Genomic DNA, 18707 nt, shown 5'->3' on the forward strand with positions numbered 1-18707 from the left:
GGGTCGATCATGTTCACCATCGCTCGTCGTGGGGTTCTCGGTCTCGGGGCCGGGGCGGCTGCCCTGGCGCTCGCCGGGGCCGGCCGCAAGGCCCGCGCGGCCGATCCGGTCGAAGTGCGCGTCGGCTTCATCCCGGTCACCGGCGTCTCGCAGCTCTTCGTGCTGAACGGCCTCGGCTGGGCCGAGGAGAAGGGCCTGAAGCTGACCCTGACCCAGTTCGCGTCCGGCCCGAACCTGATCCAGGCCGTCGCGTCGGGCGGGATCGACGCCTATTACGCGGGTGTCGGTCCGTTGATCGTCGCGCGCCAGAAGGGCATCGGCGTCAAGGTCGTCGCGGCGACCGCGGTCGAGGAAGTGGCCGTGCTCGGCGGCAAGAAGGTCGCCGAGGCCGTGGCCAAGGGCGGCACCATCGCCGAAGCCTTCGCCGCCGTCGCCAAGGACCTGGGCCGCCCGGTGAAGATCGCAACCCAGCCCAAGGGCTCGGTGCCGCAGACCGTGCTGCTCTACTGGATTCGCAAGGTCGCCAAGATCGACGACGCCTCGGTCGAGGTTGTGCCCCTCGGCATCGAGGAGACCCAGCAGGCCCTGCTGGCCGGCGGTGTCGAGGCCGCGACCATCCGCGAGCCGGCGATCACCGTCGTCATGGAAAAGAACCCGGAGATCAAGATCCTGGTCACCGGCGGCCAGATCCTGCCGAACCAGCCCGGTTCGGTCTTCGGCCTGACCGAAGCCTTCATCGAAAAGGCCCCGGCGGCGGCGCAGAGCCTGGTCGACCTGACCGTGAAGGCGACCGATCTCCTGAACAAGGACCCGAAATCGGCGGCCCCCCTCGTCAATGCCGTGTTGGGCAAGGGCCTGCTGTCGGTCGAGACGGTGGAAAAGGCGCTGGTCTCCCCCGGCTCCAAATTCGTCGCCGATCCCGAGTCGATCCTGGAATCGACCAAGATTTTCCAGGACTTCCAGCTGGAAATCGGCGCCATCGACAAGGCGGGCGATCTGACCCAGCTGTTCGACGCCAGCTATTACAAGAAGGCGGTGGGCAAGTAAGCCTGGCCACCCGATTGCCGGCCACTGGAAATGGTGGCCGGCGATTTACAGGGGCGGTGGTCGGAAATCGTCGACAAGGCGGCCGATCTCGGCCATGTCTATGGTCCCCTTCGCCGCAGACACGGGACTTCATGAGCACCGCGCCCGACGGCCGACGCCCCGCCCCGGCGGGCCCCGGCCTGTTCCGCCATCCGACCTTTCTCGCCATTCTCGGTTTTCTCGGCTTTCTCGGGATCTGGGAAGGGGTGACGCGCTTCGGCCTGATGTCGCCGATCTTCCTGCCGCCGCCGTCCAGCCTGCCGACAGCCTTCTGGCGGGAAGTGACCAGCGGCATCTGGCTCGACCGTATCCTGCAAAGCCTCGACCATTATCTGGCCGGGCTCGTGCTCGGCTCGCTGCTCGGCATCGCGCTCGGTGTCGCCACCGGCATGTCGCGCACCCTCGAAGGGCTGACCGCCTGGGTGATCCGGGTGCTGCGGCCGATTCCGGGCCTTGCCTGGGTGCCCTTCGCCATCCTGTGGTTCCAGATCTCGCCCGCCGCCGCGACCTTCATCGTCGGCGTCGGCGTGTTCTGGATCAATTACTACGCCACCCTGTCGGCGGTGCAGGGGGTGGATGGCGATCTGATCGAACTGGCCGAATCCTTCGGCTATCGTTCGCGCCTCGTCAAACTGGTCAAGGTCGTGCTGCCGGCCTCGACCCCCGGCATTCTCGCCGGGGTGCGCACCGGCCTCGGTCAGGCCTGGATGTCGGTGGTCGCGGCGGAGTTGTTCGGTGTTGCCGGCCTCGGCCAGCGCATGAATGAGGCGGCGACCCTGCTCGCCTCCGACATCGTCGTCGTCTACATGCTGACCATGGCGCTGCTCTACGGTCTTGTCGACGCGGTGTTCATGCTCATTCGCAACAGGTTGCTCGCATGGCGCCCGTGATCGACATTCGTGGCCTCGCCATCGTCCTCGGCGGCAACACGATCCTCGAGGATTTCGATCTTGCCGTCGAGAAGGGCGAATTCGTCGCCGTGGTCGGCGCCAGCGGTGTCGGCAAATCGACCCTGCTGCGCATCGTCGCCGGGCTCATCCCTTCCGCCGCCGGCACGGTCGCGGTCGCGGCCGCCGCCGCGCCCGATCGTCGGCCCTACGCCATGGTGTTCCAGGATGCCCGCCTGCTGCCCTGGCGCCGGGTGACGCGCAATGTCGAATTCGGTGCCGAGGGTCTGTCCCTCGACCGCAAGAGCCGGCGCGCCCGGGCCGAGGCCGCGTTGTCGCTGGTCGGCCTCGGCAGTCACGGCCTGCGTTATCCTCATCAGCTTTCGGGCGGGCAGCGCCAGCGCGTGGCGATTGCCCGCGCCCTCGCGGTCGAGCCGGAAATCCTGTTGATGGACGAGCCCTTCGGCGCCCTCGACGCGATCACGCGGGCCAGCCTGCAGGACGAGTTGGTGCGCCTGTGGCAGGAGACCGGCAAGACCATCATCTTCGTCACCCACGACATCGACGAGGCGGTCTATCTCGCCGACCGGGTGATCCTGCTCGGCGGCAAGCCGGGACGCATCCAGTCCCAGCATGTCGTCACCGCCTCCCGTCCGCGCCAGCGCGACCATGTCGAGGCGCAGGGCCTCGCCGCCGAAATCCGCGACAACCTGCAGAACACGGTTTCGGACGGCGGCGGGATCTGAGGGGGCACGCCCCTCAGGCCGGCGTGTTCAGCTTCTTCAGGCGTTTGGCCAGCGACCAGCGGTGCACTTCCGATGGGCCGTCGTAGATGCGGAAGGCCCTGATTTCGCGGAACGCCTGTTCGACCACCGTGTCGCGCGAAACCCCCGTGCCGCCGAGAATTTGCACGCAGCGGTCGGCGACGCGGAACAGGGCTTCCGAGACCGCGACTTTGGCCATGCTGCTTTCGACCGTGCCATGGGCGCCGGTGTCGAGCACGCCGGCCGCCCAGTCGATCATCAATTCCGCCTGTTTCAGGTCGATTTCATTGTCCGCCAGCATGAAGCCGACGCCCTCGTGGTCGATCAGCGGCTTGCCGAAGGCGTGGCGCTTCACGGCGTAACCTGTGGCGATATCATGGGCGCGTTTCGCCGTGCCCCACCAGCGCATGCAATGGGTCAGGCGGGCCGGCGCCAGCCGCACCTGGGCATAGCGGAAGCCCTGGTCGATCTCGCCCAGCACCTGATCGGCGCTGACGCGCAGGTTCTCGATCGCGATCACCGAATGGCCGCCGGGCATCGAGCTGTCGATGGTATCCAGCACCCGCTCGATGCGGATCGCGGGGTTCGGCAGGTCGACGAGGAACATGGTCGCGCCGCCCGGCGATTTCGCCATCACGATACCGAAGGCGGCACCGTCGGCCCCGGTGATGAAAGTCTTGCGGCCGTCGATCACCCAATGGTTGCCGTCGGGCCGGGCCGTCGTCTTCATCATGCCGGGATCGGCCCCCGCGCCGCCGTCCGGCTCGGTCATCAGGAAGGCGGAGCGGGTGCGGCCCTCGACCAGCGGCTTCAGGAAATGGCGCTTCTGCTCCGCCGTCGCCACCTTGTGGAGGAGGTACATATTGCCCTCGTCCGGCGCCATCACATTGACGGCAAGGGGGCCGAGCGGCGAATAGCCCGACGCCTTCAGCAGCGCCGCCGTCTCGACATGGCTGACATGGCTGCCGTCGGGCCGGACATGGGGCGCCACGAGGCCGAGGGCCCGCGCCTTTTCCCGCATTTCCTGCACCAGTTCGTCGGTCGGGCCGTGGCCGCCGTTCCGCGGGTCCGCCTCATAGGGGATCACGGTTTCGCGGATGAAGGCGTCCACCCGGCGGACGGTCTCGGCCACTTCGGCGCTGATCATATTTCGTCCCTCACCTGATTTCGCGTGGTCTGGCTTAGGCCGTGCGTAATTCCCGGGCAAGCGGGAAACGGTCGCGAATTCCCCTTGCCAGCAGCATCGCCGGTTGTTAAATGTCTGTTTAAATCAAAATGAATAAAGCAGAGGGAGAGAGACATGAGCCTGTCCGAAGCCTGGATCATCGACGCGGCCCGCACGCCGCGCGGCATCGGCAAGATCGGCAAGGGCGGCCTGTCGGAGGTCCATCCGCAGCGCATCCTCTCCACCGTCCTCAAGGCCCTCGCGACGCGCAATGGTCTGAACACGGCCGATGTCGACGATGTCATCGCCGGCTGCGGCAGCCAGTGGGGCAAGCAGGGCTGGTGCATCGCCCGCATGGCCGCGCTCGACGCCGGCTACGACAATGACGCGCCGGGCATGAGCCTCGACCGCTTCTGCGGCTCGGGCCTGACCGCGGTCAATCTGGCCGCCATGGGCATCATGTCGGGGATGCAGCAGCTCGTCGTCGCGGGCGGCGTCGAATCCATGTCTCATGGCTCCACGCTGAACGGCTCGCGTTTCATGGATTCGGGCAATCTGCACCTGCGCGAGATTCATCCCCAGCCGCATCAAGGCGTTTGCGCCGACCTCATCGCGACGCTCGAGGGCATCAGCCGCGAGGATGTCGACGCGCTGGCGCTGGAAAGCCAGCGCCGTGCCGATCACGCGATCCGCAACGGGCATTTCGACCGGGCGCTGGTCCCCGTCCATCACGATGACGGCCGCCTTGCTCTCGACAGGGACGAATTTCCGCGGCCGGGCACCACGATGGAAGGCCTCGCCCAGCTGAAGCCGGCCTTCGCCGCCCTCTATGGCTATCCGCTCGACGAGGAAGGCACGAGTTACAAGGCGCTGGTCGAGAGGCGCTTCCCGGACGTGAAGATCGAGCATATCCACCACGCCGGCAATTCGTCCGGCGTGGTCGATGGCGCGGGCGCGGTCGTGCTCGCCTCGCCCGAATACGCGAAGGCGCACGGGTTGAAGCCGCGCGCCCGCATCCGGGCCATGGCGACGGCGGGCGACAGCCCCGAATTGATGCTGAACGCCCCGGCGCCCGCCGCCCGCAAGGCCCTGAGGCTGGCCGGCATGACCATGAAGGATGTCGACCTCGTCGAGATCAACGAGGCCTTCGCCGTCGTGCCGCTGAAATTCATGCGCGAGATGGATGTCGATCCCTCGATCGTCAATGTGAACGGCGGCGCCATGGCGCTGGGTCATCCCATCGGCGCGACCGGCGCCATCATCCTCGGCACGCTGCTCGACGAGATGGAGCGGCGGGATGTGAACGTCGGCCTCGCCACGCTCTGCGCCGCGGGCGGCATGGCCCCGGCGACGATCATCGAGCGTATGTAACCAACAACGGCCTTGACCGGGCGCGGATGCGCGGAAGACTGCGACCCGGGCAAGTGACGGGCGGACCCCTGCTCCTCCAGGGCTCCGCCCGTCAATTCATATAAGACCAGAGGAAACCAAGGGGAGAGCGCGCATGAAACTGGACAATTCGATTGCCGCCGTGGTTACCGGCGGGGCTTCGGGCCTTGGCGAAGCCACGGCCCGGGCGCTGGCCGCGCAGGGCGTGAAGGTCGCCCTCTTCGACATGAACGAGGCCAAGGGCGAACAGGTCGCGGCCGAGATCGGCGGCACCTTCTGCAAGGTGAATGTAACCTCGGACGCCGATGTCGACGCCGGCTTCGCCAAGGCCCGCGCCGCCCACGGTCAGGAGCGTATCCTGGTCAATTGCGCCGGCACCGGCAATGCGATCAAGACCGCGAGCCGCGACAAGACGAGCGGCGAGGTGAAGCACTTCCCGCTCGACAGTTTCGACAAGATCATCCAGATCAACCTGGTCGGCACCTTCCGCTGCATCGCCAAGTCGGCGGCCGGGATGCTGACCCTCGATCCGCTGGAGGACGGCGAGCGCGGCGCCATCGTCAACACCGCCTCGGTCGCGGCCGAGGACGGCCAGATGGGCCAGGCGGCCTATTCGGCCTCGAAGGGCGGCGTCGTCGGCATGACCCTGCCCATCGCCCGCGACCTGATGGGCGAGGGCATCCGGGTGAATACCATCCTGCCCGGCATCTTCAACACGCCGCTGCTGCAGGGCGCGCCCGACAATGTGAAGGCGGCGCTCGCCGCCTCCGTGCCATTCCCCAAGCGTCTCGGCATGCCCGCGGAATATGCCCAGCTGGCGCTGACCATGATCACCTGCGGTTACTTCAACGGCGAGGATGTCCGCCTCGACGGCGCCATCCGCATGTCGCCGCGGTAATCCGGAACACCGCGCTTCCGCGTCACGAGGCCCCGGCCTTCGCCGGGGCGACGAGTTCAGGGAAGGATATCTCCCTCCCGCTCGTCATTCCGGCGAAGGCCGGAATCTCGCGACAGGGGTCGTCTTAGTGCTGGCTTTCCGGCATCCGCACGACGAGACCGTCGAGCGCGTCGCTGACCACGATCTGGCACGACAGGCGGGAATTTTCCTCGACGTTCTCGGCGAATTCGAGCATCGACTTCTCGAGATCCTCGGCCGTGCCGACCTTGTCGCGCCAGGCGGCGTCGACATAGACGTGGCAGGTCGCGCAGGCGCAGGCGCCGCCGCAATCGCCGTCGATGCCGGGGATATTGTTCTTCACGGCGCCTTCCATCACGGAAAGCCCGGCTTTGACCTCGACCTCATGCGGCGTGCCGTTGTGTTCGATATAGGTAATCTTCGCCATCGTGCTGATCCCGTCGCGCCGCTCAGGCGGCGACCTCCTTCATTGAAACGCTGTCGTTGCCCAGTTTCTCGATATCGACCGGCTTGGCATTGCCGATGAACAGCTTGCCGGCCATGAACTCCGGCGGCGCGTTCACCGCCTCGACCGCGACGATGCGGTCGCCCTTCAGATGGAACACGGCGAATTTCGCCGCGCCCCGGTCGCCCCGGATCACGATCCGGTCGGCATCGAAGGGAATGCCGGCGATCTGCAGTTTCAGGTCGTACTGGTCGGACCAGAACCACGGCACCTCGGGCGCCGGGCGCGGCCGGCCCATGATCGCGCTCGCCGCCTGCTTCGCCTGTTCGAGGGCGTTGGGCACGCTCTCCAGCCGGTGCACGCGCTGATAGTGGCTGAGCGGGCGGCGGGTGACGTCGCCGATGGCGAAGATCGCCGGGTCGCTCGTCCGGGCGTCCGCGTCGACCAGGATGCCGGCGTCGAGCGAAAGCCCGGCCGCCCCGGCGATCTCGTCATTGGGAATGGCGCCGATGCCGACGACCGCGGCATCGCAGGCGATGACCCGGCCGTCCGACAGGCGGACGCCGGTGATCTTGCCGTCGGCGCCGACGAAACCCTCGACCCCGGCGTTCAGCTCGAAGCCGACCCCCTTGCCGCCGTGATAGGTCTGGAAGAAGTTCGACAATTCGGCGCAGGCGACGCGCGCCAACACCCGGGCCTCGCGCTCGATCACCACGGCTTCGGCGCCGAGGGCGCGGGCAGAAGCCGCGACCTCCAGCCCGACATAGCCGCCGCCGACCACGGCGAGGCGCTTGCCCGGGCCGATGGCCTGTTTCAGCTTCTCGGCATCCTCGGCATTGCGGAGTTCAAGGACGCCGGCGAGATCGGCGCCCGGAATGGGCAGGCGGCGGGCGCGGGCGCCGGTGGCGATGACCAGAACGTCATAGGACAGGACGGCGCCGTCCGACAGGGTGACGGTCTTGGCCGCGCGGTCGATCGCGGTCGCGCTTTGCGACAGGCGAAGCGCGACCTTCTGCTCCTCGTAGAAACTGGCGGGGCGCAGCGCCAGGCTGGCGGCATCGGCCTCGCCCTTCAGCCAGGCCTTGGACAGCGGCGGGCGGTGATAGGGCGCGATGGGCTCGTCGCCGACCAGCGTGATCGTGCCGGGAAAACCGAACTGGCGCAGGAAGCCCGCGATCGAGCCTCCGGCATGACCGGCGCCGATGACGACGATCTTCGTCTCCGGCGAAAGCGACTGTTCTGTCACCGCTGTACTCTCCTCGATTCATGCAACGGACGGTTCACGGTTCGAACACTTTCCGTCGGGGACCGATATAGCCGAAAAGACAGGCGGCCCCTATGCGCAACAGATTGGCTTCCGTCCCCAAGGCAATGCGACAGCGGCGACGGTGGCGAAATATATGCGCGAAGAACCGGTGACGGGAATAGCTTAATACTTCGCGGGCGCGCATGGCGCGGCCCACCTCTTTGCCCGACCATCATGTCCTCCCGCCCGGATTGACCGGGTCTTGCGCCTTGCGATCGCGCTTGTGCCGATCGCTTTCATGACATATTAAAACAACGTACTAACAAAACAAGGGCCGGATCACCACCCGCCCATAAGAAGGGGGAACGCGCATCATGGAGAGGATTCCGCAGGAGATCGCCAACGCCATCGTCGATCCGGTCGTGTTCGGCGATACCGCCAAGCTGCATGAAACTTACGCCTGGTTGCGGGCCAACATGCCCCTCGCCATGGCCGAGCCCGAGGGCTTCGATCCCTTCTGGGTGGTGACGCGCCATGCCGATATTCTCGAGGTCAGCCGGCAGAACAATCTGTTCCACTCGGCGGACCGGCCGACCACCATCGTCGACCGTCAGGGCGATGCCTTCGTCCGCAAGCTGACCGGGGGCAGCCCCCATCTGGTCCGCTCGCTGGTGCAGATGGATGCGCCGGATCATCCCAAATACCGCGCCCTGACCCAGAGCTGGTTCATGCCGCAGAACCTGAAGAAGGTGGAGGGGCGGGTGCGCGAGATCGCGCGCGCCGCGGTCGAGCGTTTCCTCGAGAAGGGCGGCACGGCGGAATTCGTCTCCGACCTCGCCCTCGGCTACCCCTTGCATGTGGTCATGGACATTCTCGGCGTCCCGCCCGAGGACGAGCCGCGCATGTTGCGCCTGACGCAGGAGCTGTTCGGGGCGCAGGACCCGGATCAGGCCCGCATGATGATCACCATGATGGACACCGAGCAGATCGCCCTGATGATGAAGGCGACGGTCGACGATTTTCAGTCCTATTTCGGCGTGATTTCCGAGGAGCGGCGCCGCAACCCGCGCGACGATCTCGCGACCGTGCTCGCCAATGCGACCATCGACGACGCGCCCATCTCGGATTTCGAAGCGATGAGCTATTACATCATCGTCGCCACCGCCGGGCATGACACCACCTCGTCCTCGACCGCCGGGGCGATGTGGGCGCTCGCCGAGAATCCCGACCAGTTCGATCTGGTGAAACGCGACCCATCCCTGATCCCGGGCCTCGTCGACGAGGCGATCCGCTGGACGACGCCGGTAAAGACCTTCATGCGCTCGGCGACCGAAGACACCGAACTGGCCGGACGACGGATTGCCAAGGATGACTGGCTGATGCTGTGCTATGCCTCGGGCAACCGCGACGAGACGGTCTTCGAGGATCCCTTCCGCTTCCGCGTCGACCGCAAGCCCAACAAGCACCTCGCCTTCGGCTATGGCGCGCATCTGTGCCTCGGCCAGCATCTGGCCAAGATGGAAATGCGCATCCTGTTCGAGGAATTGCTGCCGCGCCTCAAGTCGGTCGAACTGGCGGGCGAAGCCAAGGTCTCGCAATCGAGTTTCGTGAACGGCCCGAAAGTGCTGCCGATCCGTTACGAGATCGCCTAATCTGCGGCCATGCTCGACGAACGCTCGACCCGGGGCGAGGACACCCGCGACAGAATCAAACAGGCGGCCCGCCGTCTGTTCGCCGACCGCGGCCTCGACGCGGTCTCGATTCGCGACATCACGCGCGAGGCGGGGCAGAAGAACGCCGGCTCGGTGAATTACTATTTCCGCTCGAAGGAAGCCCTGATCGCGGAACTGATCACCGATATCGCCGCCATTCTTGAGGTCGGGCGCAACCGTCGGGTCGACGCGATGGAGGCGGCGGGCGGGCCGGCCAGCATGGGCGAGGTGCTGGATATCCTGCTCGACCTGTCGGACCGGACGTCGGAAGGCATCCCCGCCGACGGCCGCCGCTTCATCGACCGGGTCATGGCCAGCCACAGCGAATTGCTGTTCGAGGCGATCCATATCGACCTCGACACCGCGACCCGGCGCTGCGTCGTCCATTTGCGCCGCATGATGCCGGCCCTGCCCGAAATCGTCACCGGCCAGCGCATCAGGCTCGCCATGCTGCAGGCTTTCGCCTTCATCTCGTCGCGCCCGTCGGCCGTCGCCAATCCCGCCTTGTGGCCGGAAGGCTGGGGGGAGGAGTTGGCCCGGCGCAACCTGATCGACGGGATCGAGGGCCTGTTGCGCGCCCCGATGTCCGAGGAAACCCGCCGCCATCTGTAACGCCGCGCGCGTCGCGGGCGGGCCTCGCTTGCCAGCCCCGGGGGCGGCGGGTTAGGCTGGGACATCGTGAAAATTACCGATTACCTTGCCCGAGAGCAGCTGACCCTGACCGAATTCGCCCGCCGCGCGGGTGTTTCCGTCGCCGCCATGAGCCGCTATGCCAGCGGCCGCCAGATCCCTCGCCCGGAAACCATGCGCCGCCTGGCCGAAGCCTCCTCGGGGCTGGTCTCGCCCGCCGATTTCTATGCGCCGCCCGATCCCGCCGACGAGCACCACGACCCCGTGGTCGCCGCGCGCCACTATCTCGATACCCATCCCGAGGTCCGCCACGTCGACCTGATCATCGCCGACACCAACGGTGTCTGCCGGGGCAAGCGCGCGACGCGGGCCGAGGCGATCGACGTCATCGACCATGGCCTGAAGCTGGTCGGCTCGATCTTCGGTCTCGACATCCATGGCGACAATGTCGAGGAGGCGGGCCTTGGCATGGACAGCGGCGACCGCGACCAGATCGCGGTACCGGTCGACGGCCGTATCCTGCCCATGCCCTGGGTCGGTCCCGATGCCGCCCAGATGATGCTGACCCTCCTTGACGAGGAAGGCGCGCCCTTTTTCGCCGATCCCCGGCAGGTGCTATGCGGTGTCCTCGAGAAATTCCGCACCCTCGGGTTTAACCCGGTTGTCGCCTGCGAGCTGGAATTCTATCTGATCGACCGGGACCGCACGCTGCTGGGCGCGCCCCAGCCGGTGCCGTCGCCCTATACCGGGCGGCGCGACTGGTCGACCCAGGTCCTCTCCCTCGACGAGATGGATGCCCATCGCACCGTGCTGTCCGACATTTCGGCGGCGATGGAGGCACAGGGCGTGCCGGTGACCGGCGCCCTGTCGGAATATGCCCCGGGGCAGTTCGAGATCAATCTGCATCATGTCGCCGATGCCGCCGTCGCCTGCGACCACGCGATCCTGTTCAAGCGGACGGTGCGCGCGGTCGCCCGGCGCCACGGCATCGACGCGACCTTCATGGCCAAGCCCTATGGCGGCATTTCGGGCTCCGGCCTGCATGTCCATGTCAGCCTCGCCGACGAGAAGGGCCGCAACGCCTTCAGCCCCGGTCATCCGGGGGCGGACGAGCGCCTGCGCCACGCCATCGGCGGACTGATGGCGGCGATGCCGGAATCCATGGCGGTTTTCGCGCCCAACGCCAATTCCTTCCGCCGTTTCCAGCTCGGCTCCTACGCGCCGGTGGCGCCCTGCTGGGGCTTCGAGAACCGGACGGTGTCGCTGCGCGTTCCGGGCGGCGACGGCAAGGCCCGCCGGATCGAGCACCGGGTGTGCGGTGCCGATGCCAATCCCTATCTCGCGGTGGCGACGATTCTCGGCGCCATGCATTGGGGCCTCGCCAACCAGATCGACCCGGGCCCGCCGGTCGAGGGCAATTCCTACGATCTGGTCGCGCCCAGCCTGCCGCGCCACTGGTCGAATGCGCTCGATGCCTATGACGACGGGCTGATCCTGCCGCGCTGCCTGGGCGAAGCCTATCACCAGCATTACGGCCGCCTGCGCCGCGCCGAATTCGAGCGTTACGAGGCCGAGGTGAACCCCCTCGACCACGCCTGGTATCTCGACAAGCTGTGACCGCGCGCCCGGCTTACTGGCCGGGCGGGTCGATCTTCACGCCGTTCGGGCCGATCTGGATCGACAGTGTGTCGTCGTCCTTCTGATAGGCCTGATAGGCGAAGAAGCCGGCGACGCCGATCAGCACGACAATGATGGCGACAAGCACGCTCTTGGGCATTCGACTCTCCCGCTCGGTGGATGTTCGCTGAACCCCGCGTGACGGGGCATGTTCCCGAATGTCAGCGCACGGTCTTGAAGAAATCCCACAGCAGGCTGCCGGTATCGACATCCATGCTGGTGCCGCCGAGGGCGCGGCCGATGATCGGCCCGACCTTCAGACCCGGGGTGATGTGGCCGCTGTCGTGCATGACATAGTGCAGCGACGCGGTCCCGCCCGCGCATCCCGTCCTCTCCCGCAGCTCCGGCCAGGAGCCGTCGCGGGTGTCGAGATCGGGCAGGCGCCGCGCGGTCACGGCCTTGGCGCAGCCCGCCCTGTCGGCGAAAAAGGCGAAGGTGGCGTCGGCCGACAAAAGTTCGGGCTGGACCACGCCGCGCTTCTTTGTACCCGGCGGCTGGCCGCCGAAGGGCACGATGGTGTCCGTCGTCCCGTTCAGCGACAGCCAGGGCAGGGCTTTTCGCGGGGTGCAGGTTTTCGCCGTCTCGGCCGGCAGGTCGGAAATGAGGTTGGCGCCGGCCGCCAGCACCTCGGCCGCGTTGCAGGCGAAATGCATGGTCATGAAGCCGCCGTTGGATACCCCGGCCATATAGACATGGGCCGGATCGCCGCCATCGCGCGCGACAACGTCCGCGATCACCGCCTTCAGGAAACCGATGTCGTCGGCGGTCGAGGGGGGATCGCCGGCGATGGTCGAACCCCTTCCATCGTTCCAGTGGCCGTCGATCCCCTCGGGCGCGACGAAGATGAAACCTTCCGCCTTGCCGATTGTGGCGAGGCTGGTCTGTTTCCAGATGCGCCGGGCATCCTGCGTGCCGCCGTGGAGGAGGATGACGACCGGATGCCGCCCCGGCGTGGCCAGCGGCTGCACCAGATAGTCGCGCGGCCCGTCTCGTGTCTCGAGGCTGCGGCGGGTGGCGCTCGCGGGATCGCCCTTGTCGGGGAAATCCGCGGCGAGGCCGGGATGGTGGAGGAGAGGGGCGAGCAGCAGGATCAGGACGGCCAGACCGTAACGCATCGCCCGCTCCGCCGTTCATCCGTGGAGAAAAGTCTCCGGGTCGGTGAAATCATAACCCAGATCGCGGGCGACGGTTGCATGGGTGATACGCCCGGCGCAGACGTTCAGCCCGGCCTTCAGATGCGGATTTGCCGTCAGCGCCGCCTGCCAGCCCTTGTCGGCGAGGGCGAGGCCGAAGGGCAGCGTCGCATTGTTCAGGGCATAGGTCGAGGTGCGGGGCACCGCCCCTGGCATGTTGGCGACACAGTAATGCACGACGCCGTCGACGACATAGGTCGGCTTCTCGTGCGTCGTCGCGTGGCTGGTCTCGAAACAGCCGCCCTGGTCGATGGCGACATCGACCAGCACGGAGCCCGGACGCATCGCCCTGACATGGGCCGCGGTTACCAGCCGGGGTGCGGCGGCACCCGGCACCAGCACCGCGCCGATGACGAGATCGGCCGCCGGGATCAGGGCATCGAAGGTCGCCTTGGTCGAATAGCGGGTGGTCAGGGCCGGGCCGAAACGCTTGGCCAGCCGGTCGAGCGCGGGCAGGGAGCGGTCGATCACCGTCACATCGGCGCCCATGCCGACGGCGATTTCGACCGCGTTCTCGCCGACGACACCGCCACCGACCACCACCACGCGGGCCGGGGCGACGCCCGGCACGCCGCCGATCAGGATGCCGCTGCCGCCATGGGCCCGCTCCAGCGCGCTGGCGCCGGCCTGCACCGCCAGCCGCCCCGCGACCTGCGACATGGGGGCGAGCAGGGGCAGGCCGCCGCTCGCGTCGGTCACCGTCTCATAGGCGATGCAGACCGCGCCGCTGGCGACCAGATCCTTCGTCTGTTCCGGATCGGGCGCGAGGTGGAGATAGGTGAAGAGGATCTGGCCGGGACGCAGCATCGCCCGTTCCGCCGCCTGCGGCTCCTTCACCTTCACGATCATGTCGGCCGTGGCGAAGATCAGGGCGGGGGTCGCCGCGATCTCGGCGCCGGCGGCGCGGTAGTCATCGTCGCTCGCCCCGATGCCGATGCCGGCGCCGGTCTCGACCGTCACCTGATGGCCATGGGCGGTGAATTCCTGAACGCTGCCGGGCACGAGGCCGACGCGGAATTCGTTGTTCTTGATTTCCCGGGGGACACCGATCCGCATTTGCGTTGCTCCGCCTCGCCTTTCGATCCCGCCATACTACCGCGCCCTCGCCGCAATGTGCGTGCAATGCTTGCGCAAGCTGACGGAAGACATGCAAAGTTTCGTCGTTCTCCGGCATTCTGGCGACGGAATTTTGCGCATGATCGAAACCGACCGCATGGATCTGGCGATCCTCGACATCCTGCGCCGGGACGGGCGGGTGACGGCGACCGACCTTGGCGCCCGCGTCGGCCTGTCGGCTTCCGCCTGTTCCCGCCGCCTGCGCCGGCTCGAGGACGAGGGGGTGATCCTCGGTTACGGCGCCCAGATCAACGAGGCGGCGCTGGGCCGGGGCCTGTCGGCCATCGTCTTCGTCACCCTGCGCAGTCAGACCGAGGACAGCCTGTCCGCCTTCGAGAAGGCGGTGCGGGCCTGCGCCAATGTCGCCGAGGGCTTTCTACTGTCGGGCCAATACGACTATGCCCTGCGCGTCGTCGCCCGCGATGTCGCCGATTACGAGCGCATCCACAAGGAACAGCTCTCGCGCCTGCCCCATGTCGACCGGATGCAGTCGAATTTCGCCCTGCGCAAGGTGGCGGGCTGAAGGCTACGACCCGGGCGTGTTTTGCAACCGGTAATGGCGTAGGCCGACGCAAAAACTTCGAAAATCGACAATCGTGCGGTCATGCCGGCGTAAGAGAGGCCGACCAGCATCCCCCCATTTCGCGAACCGGGGGTATCTGTCATGTCGACCGTCTATCACGATCTTGGCGCAAGCGATCTGGTCCAGGACTGGAGCGATGCCGGGCTGATCACCGCCAACGACGACTGGTCGGGCGTGCCCAGCATCCAGGGGTTCCTCGGCGATATCGACACGGGATCGCCGACCGGGGTCGATCCCCGCACCCTGACCGGGGCCAACCTGGGCGCGGTCGACGTCATCGCCAACCAGACCAATCCGAACACGCTGACCAGCGGCGGCGTCGCCGAATTCGCCATCGCCAATCCGGCGGTCGGCCTCAATGGCTCGGGCACGGCCGATGCGCCGGGCATCGTCATCCATCTCGACGCCAGCGGCCGTCAGGACGTGCGCGTCCAGTTCAATGCCATCGACCTCGACGGCTCGGCCGACAATGCCGCCCAGCCCATCGCCGTGCAGTACCGCATCGGTGACAGCGGCAGCTGGACCAATGTCGATGGCGGTTACAATGCCGATGTGACCATGGGCGGCACGGCCGGCCAGAGCACGGCCTTCGACGTGACCCTGCCGGCCGAGGCGAACGGCCAGGCGCAGATTCAGGTCCGCATCCTGACCACCAATGCGGCCGGCAACGACGAATGGGTCGGTATCGACGACATCCATGTCTCCAGCGTGGCCGAGACCGGCACGGCGACCCGTGTCTCCATCGCGGATTCATCGGTCGTGGAAGGCGATAATGGTGAGACGGTGATGCATCTGACCGTCACCCGCAGCGACAACGAAAGCGATTTCACCGTCGACTTCGCCACCACGGACGGCAGCGCCACCGCCGGCAGCGATTACACGGCGGCGCTCGGCACGCTGACCTTCGAGGCCGGCGGCGCCCTGACCCAGGATATCGCCATCACCGTCGCGGGCGATGCCGATGTCGAGGGGGACGAGAGTTTTACCGTCACCCTGCAGAATATCGTCGATGTCACGGGCACCGCGGAGCTGGGCGACGCAACCGCGACTGGCACCATCGTCAATGACGACGTCGACCTTACCCTGATTTCGGAAATTCAGGGTGCAACCGAAACCAGCCCGCTGGTCGGCCGGACCGTTACGGTCGAGGCCATCGTCGTTGGCGACTTCCAGAACGGCGATGCCGATGGTGCGCGCAATCTTAACGGTTTCTACCTGCAGGAAGAAGCCGCCGACTGGGATGGCGACGCCGGAACCTCGGAAGGTCTCTTCGTCTTCCGGGGCAATACCGATGTCCATGTCGGCGACCGGGTCCAGGTCACCGGCACGATCGGCGAGTATTTCGGCCAGACCCAGCTGACCGCGACCAGCGTGACCGTGGTCGAGGCCGGCGCCGTCGCCGACGTGAACACGATGGCGCAGACGATCAGCCTGCCGGCGGCAGGCACGACCTTGAACCAGGATGGCGACTACCAGCCCGACCTCGAAGCCTTCGAGAGCATGTTGGTCCGCTTCGACGACACGCTGACCGTCACGGAACAGTTCAATCTCGACCGCTTCAACGAAATCAAGCTGGTGGCGGGCGAACGTCCGGCCCAGTTCACGCAAGACAACAGTCCCGACGTCGCGGGTTATCAGGCTCACCTTGAGGACGTCGGCAGCCGCACCATCACCTATGACGACGGCCTGAACGTCCAGAACGGCGCCATCGCCAATCTCGACGGCTTCGCGGGCTACGACACCGACGCCGCGCCGCGCATGGGCGACACGATCACCGGCCTGACCGGCGTGCTCGATTACCAGTGGGCGGGGGCCTCGTCCAGCGGCGCTACCTGGCGCGTCCGTGCGGTCGAGGACGGCGACAACAGCTTCACCTCGCAGGGCCCACGCGAGATGGCGCCGGCCGATGTCGGCGGCACCATCACCGCCTGCAGCCTGAACGTGCTGAATTACTTCGCGACGCTCGACGACGGCAGTCTGACCGCCAACGGTCTCGATCCGCGTGGCGCCAACACCGCCGCCGAATTCGCGCGCCAGACCGACAAGCTGGTGACCGCTCTCGTTACCATCGACGCCGATCTGTTCAGCCTCGTCGAGCTGGAAAACAACTTCCTGCCCGGCGCGTCGGGCAATGCTCTCGAGTATCTCTGCGGTCAGCTGAACGCCGCGCTCGGCAGCGAGGCCTACGCCTGGGTCGATCCGGGTATGCAGTTCGTCGGTGGCGACGCCATCGCCCCCGGCTTCCTTTACAAGGTGGGCACCTTGTCCATCGCGGCGGGGACCACGGTGGAAACCCTGAGCGATGCCGATCTCGCCGGCCTCGGCCTCGGCGACCTGACGGAGGAAAGCACCATCGGCGCGATCTTCGACGGCGAGAATACCAGCCGCAACTCGCTCGCGGTCAGCTTCACCGAAATCGCCACCGGCGGCACCTTCACCGCCGTCGCCAATCACCTGAAGTCGAAGAGTGGCGCGGGCACCGGCGCCGACGCCGACCAGCTCGACGGGCAGGGCGGCTGGCAGCAGCAGCGCGAACTGGCGGCCGAGGCGCTGGCCGCCTGGGTCGCCTCCGATCCCACGGGATCGGGCGACGGCGACGTGCTGCTGCTCGGCGATTTCAACGCCTACTTCAAGGAAGACGCCATCGCCCTCCTTGAAGCCGCCGGCTTCGACAATCTGCAGGCGACGCTGAGCGCCGATCCCTATTCCTATGTCTTCGACGGCCAGACCGGCTCGCTCGATTACATCTTCGCCAATGGCGCGCTGGCCGATCAGATCACCGGCATGACCGAATGGCACATCAATTCGGACGAGGCCGATGCCCTCGATTACAATCTCGACTACGGCCGCGATCCGGCCATCGCCGACCTCGAAAGTCCGGTGCGGGTATCCGATCACGATCCGCTGGTGATCGGCATCGACCTCGTCGAATTCACCCTGCCGACCGCGGGCGACGATATCATCGTCGGCAATGACGCGGATAATGTCATCGAGGCCGGCAAGGGCCACGACCAGGTGCATGGCGGCGCGGGTGACGATACGTTCATCATTACCGCCGATCGCCCGAGCCAGGACGGTCACGATCTCTATGACGGCGGCGACGGCATCGACACGCTCGATTACAGCGCCCTGACCGCAAGCGTTCGCGTCAGTCTGAAGGATGGCGTCGGCGGTTATGGTGTCGACACCTTCGTTTCGATCGAAAATCTCGTCGGCGGCGGCGCCGCCGATACCCTGCGCGGTAACGGCGATGGCAACATGCTGGCGGGCAATGCCGGCAATGACACGCTGATCGGCGGCGCGGGCGACGACATCCTGCGCGGCGGCGCCGACAACGACCGGCTGGACGGCGGTGTCGGCGACGACCGGCTGGACGGCGGGACGGGCAACGACCGGCTCGAAGGCCGACAGGGCGCCGACATCCTCGATGGCGGCGCGGGGGACGATGTCTTGCTCGCGGCGCAGGGCAATGACGTCCTGACCGGTGGCGAAGGCGACGACATGCTCGACGGCGGTTCGGGCGACGACACGCTGATGGGCGGGGCGGGCAACGATACGCTGAAGGGGGGACACGGCGCCGACCGGATCGTCATCGACGCTTTCGATGGTGTCGATACGATCATCGGCTTTCAGACGCGCGGCAGTGTCCGGGACGTGCTGGTGCTGGACAAGGGGGCCTTCACCGGCTTTGCCGGCGCGACAGCGGCCGATCTGTTCGACGGCGGCTTCCTGCATGTCGTCGCCGCGGGCGGGGAAGCCGAGCTTCAGGTCGATGTCGATGGTGGCGGCGATGGCTTCGCGACTTTTGCCCGCTTCGACGCAATCCTGAGCCAGGCGGTGCTCGCAGGCCACGTCCTGGTTTCCGACAGCCTTGTGGCCTGAGCGCAAGGAATGGCGG

Annotated in this window: 16 protein-coding genes; 10 read left to right on the forward strand and 6 right to left on the reverse strand. The window is 66.9% G+C overall.

Translation table 11 applies throughout. The features are described 5' to 3' along the window. Nucleotides 1–9 precede the first annotated feature (9 nt). The 3 genes from DKG74_RS07375 to DKG74_RS07385 all read left to right on the forward strand — a co-directional run bounded on the left by DKG74_RS07375 (nt 10) and on the right by DKG74_RS07385 (nt 2719). Nucleotides 10–1047, forward strand: coding sequence for an ABC transporter substrate-binding protein (locus tag DKG74_RS07375; RefSeq protein WP_109904230.1), 1038 nt, complete (start codon nt 10–12; stop codon nt 1045–1047). A 131-nt stretch (nt 1048–1178) separates the two neighbouring features. Continuing rightward, nucleotides 1179–1976 carry an ABC transporter permease gene (locus DKG74_RS07380; protein ID WP_109904232.1) on the forward strand — a complete coding sequence of 266 codons (798 nt, stop codon included), beginning with the start codon at nt 1179–1181 and terminating at the stop codon, nt 1974–1976. Continuing rightward, nucleotides 1964–2719, forward strand: coding sequence for an ABC transporter ATP-binding protein (locus DKG74_RS07385; protein WP_109904234.1), 756 nt, complete (start codon nt 1964–1966; stop codon nt 2717–2719). Before DKG74_RS07380 ends, DKG74_RS07385 begins: the two co-directional genes overlap by 13 nt. 13 nt (nt 2720–2732) lie before the next feature. Here DKG74_RS07385 and DKG74_RS07390 read toward each other — a convergent pair whose 3' ends face one another. Then, complete coding sequence (locus DKG74_RS07390) at nt 2733–3884, reverse strand: acyl-CoA dehydrogenase family protein (protein WP_109904236.1); 1152 nt, start codon at nt 3882–3884, stop codon at nt 2733–2735. A gap of 153 nt (nt 3885–4037) precedes the next feature. Between DKG74_RS07390 and DKG74_RS07395 the strand changes: the two genes are divergently transcribed. Continuing rightward, a complete protein-coding gene (locus tag DKG74_RS07395; RefSeq protein ID WP_207779279.1) occupies nt 4038–5273 on the forward strand; it encodes an acetyl-CoA C-acetyltransferase in 1236 nt (411 codons plus the stop codon). 133 nt (nt 5274–5406) lie between these two features. Continuing rightward, on the forward strand, nt 5407–6189 hold the full coding sequence (locus DKG74_RS07400; protein WP_109904238.1) for an SDR family NAD(P)-dependent oxidoreductase: 783 nt from the start codon (nt 5407–5409) through the stop codon (nt 6187–6189). Between the two features lie 124 nt (nt 6190–6313). Here DKG74_RS07400 and DKG74_RS07405 read toward each other — a convergent pair whose 3' ends face one another. Next, on the reverse strand, nt 6314–6634 hold the full coding sequence (locus DKG74_RS07405; RefSeq protein ID WP_109904240.1) for a 2Fe-2S iron-sulfur cluster-binding protein: 321 nt from the start codon (nt 6632–6634) through the stop codon (nt 6314–6316). 22 nt (nt 6635–6656) lie between these two features. Next, entirely contained in the window at nt 6657–7898 is a 1242-nt protein-coding gene (locus DKG74_RS07410; protein WP_207779280.1) for an NAD(P)/FAD-dependent oxidoreductase, read from the reverse strand. A 374-nt stretch (nt 7899–8272) separates the two neighbouring features. Between DKG74_RS07410 and DKG74_RS07415 the strand changes: the two genes are divergently transcribed. The 3 genes from DKG74_RS07415 (at nt 8273) to DKG74_RS07425 (ending at nt 11857) form a co-directional block, all read left to right on the forward strand. Beyond that, the gene (locus DKG74_RS07415) at nt 8273–9550 is read left to right on the forward strand and encodes a cytochrome P450 (protein ID WP_109904244.1); all 1278 of its coding nucleotides are present in this window, start codon (nt 8273–8275) and stop codon (nt 9548–9550) included. A gap of 9 nt (nt 9551–9559) precedes the next feature. Further along, on the forward strand, nt 9560–10222 hold the full coding sequence (locus DKG74_RS07420) for a TetR/AcrR family transcriptional regulator (RefSeq protein WP_109904246.1): 663 nt from the start codon (nt 9560–9562) through the stop codon (nt 10220–10222). 66 nt (nt 10223–10288) lie between these two features. Next, nucleotides 10289–11857 carry a helix-turn-helix domain-containing protein gene (locus DKG74_RS07425; RefSeq protein ID WP_109904248.1) on the forward strand — a complete coding sequence of 523 codons (1569 nt, stop codon included), beginning with the start codon at nt 10289–10291 and terminating at the stop codon, nt 11855–11857. A gap of 13 nt (nt 11858–11870) precedes the next feature. Here DKG74_RS07425 and DKG74_RS21710 read toward each other — a convergent pair whose 3' ends face one another. The 3 genes from DKG74_RS21710 to ald all read right to left on the reverse strand — a co-directional run bounded on the left by DKG74_RS21710 (nt 11871) and on the right by ald (nt 14166). Then, nucleotides 11871–12017, reverse strand: a complete 147-nt coding sequence (locus DKG74_RS21710; RefSeq protein ID WP_165837579.1) for a tetratricopeptide repeat protein — start codon at nt 12015–12017, stop codon at nt 11871–11873. Between the two features lie 61 nt (nt 12018–12078). Next, nucleotides 12079–13032 (reverse strand): CE1 family esterase, encoded by a 954-nt coding sequence (locus DKG74_RS07430; protein ID WP_109904250.1) that lies wholly within the window; start codon nt 13030–13032, stop codon nt 12079–12081. A 15-nt stretch (nt 13033–13047) separates the two neighbouring features. After that, entirely contained in the window at nt 13048–14166 is a 1119-nt protein-coding gene (gene ald, locus DKG74_RS07435) for an alanine dehydrogenase (RefSeq protein WP_109904252.1), read from the reverse strand. Between the two features lie 139 nt (nt 14167–14305). Here ald and DKG74_RS07440 point away from each other — a divergent pair, with 139 nt between their 5' ends. Both DKG74_RS07440 and DKG74_RS07445 read left to right on the forward strand, forming a co-directional pair. After that, nucleotides 14306–14749: an Lrp/AsnC family transcriptional regulator gene (locus tag DKG74_RS07440; RefSeq protein ID WP_207779281.1), complete on the forward strand. Its 444-nt coding sequence runs from the start codon at nt 14306–14308 to the stop codon at nt 14747–14749. A 141-nt stretch (nt 14750–14890) separates the two neighbouring features. Next, entirely contained in the window at nt 14891–18691 is a 3801-nt protein-coding gene (locus DKG74_RS07445; RefSeq protein WP_109904254.1) for an ExeM/NucH family extracellular endonuclease, read from the forward strand. The last annotated feature ends 16 nt before the right edge of the window (nt 18692–18707 follow it).

Origin of the sequence: Zavarzinia aquatilis, from assembly GCF_003173035.1 — a bacterium.
GTDB lineage: Bacteria > Pseudomonadota > Alphaproteobacteria > Zavarziniales > Zavarziniaceae > Zavarzinia > Zavarzinia aquatilis.

Coding starts and splice junctions, on each gene's coding strand:
- DKG74_RS07415 (WP_109904244.1), top strand. CDS start 8,273: ATGGAGAGGATTCCGCAGGAGATCGCCAACGCCATCGTCGATCCGGTC.
- DKG74_RS07405 (WP_109904240.1), bottom strand. CDS start 6,634: ATGGCGAAGATTACCTATATCGAACACAACGGCACGCCGCATGAGGTC.
- DKG74_RS07445 (WP_109904254.1), top strand. CDS start 14,891: ATGTCGACCGTCTATCACGATCTTGGCGCAAGCGATCTGGTCCAGGAC.
- DKG74_RS07430 (WP_109904250.1), bottom strand. CDS start 13,032: ATGCGTTACGGTCTGGCCGTCCTGATCCTGCTGCTCGCCCCTCTCCTC.
- DKG74_RS07395 (WP_207779279.1), top strand. CDS start 4,038: ATGAGCCTGTCCGAAGCCTGGATCATCGACGCGGCCCGCACGCCGCGC.
- DKG74_RS07440 (WP_207779281.1), top strand. CDS start 14,306: ATGATCGAAACCGACCGCATGGATCTGGCGATCCTCGACATCCTGCGC.
- ald (WP_109904252.1), bottom strand. CDS start 14,166: ATGCGGATCGGTGTCCCCCGGGAAATCAAGAACAACGAATTCCGCGTC.
- DKG74_RS07420 (WP_109904246.1), top strand. CDS start 9,560: ATGCTCGACGAACGCTCGACCCGGGGCGAGGACACCCGCGACAGAATC.
- DKG74_RS21710 (WP_165837579.1), bottom strand. CDS start 12,017: ATGCCCAAGAGCGTGCTTGTCGCCATCATTGTCGTGCTGATCGGCGTC.
- DKG74_RS07390 (WP_109904236.1), bottom strand. CDS start 3,884: ATGATCAGCGCCGAAGTGGCCGAGACCGTCCGCCGGGTGGACGCCTTC.
- DKG74_RS07380 (WP_109904232.1), top strand. CDS start 1,179: ATGAGCACCGCGCCCGACGGCCGACGCCCCGCCCCGGCGGGCCCCGGC.
- DKG74_RS07375 (WP_109904230.1), top strand. CDS start 10: ATGTTCACCATCGCTCGTCGTGGGGTTCTCGGTCTCGGGGCCGGGGCG.
- DKG74_RS07385 (WP_109904234.1), top strand. CDS start 1,964: ATGGCGCCCGTGATCGACATTCGTGGCCTCGCCATCGTCCTCGGCGGC.
- DKG74_RS07400 (WP_109904238.1), top strand. CDS start 5,407: ATGAAACTGGACAATTCGATTGCCGCCGTGGTTACCGGCGGGGCTTCG.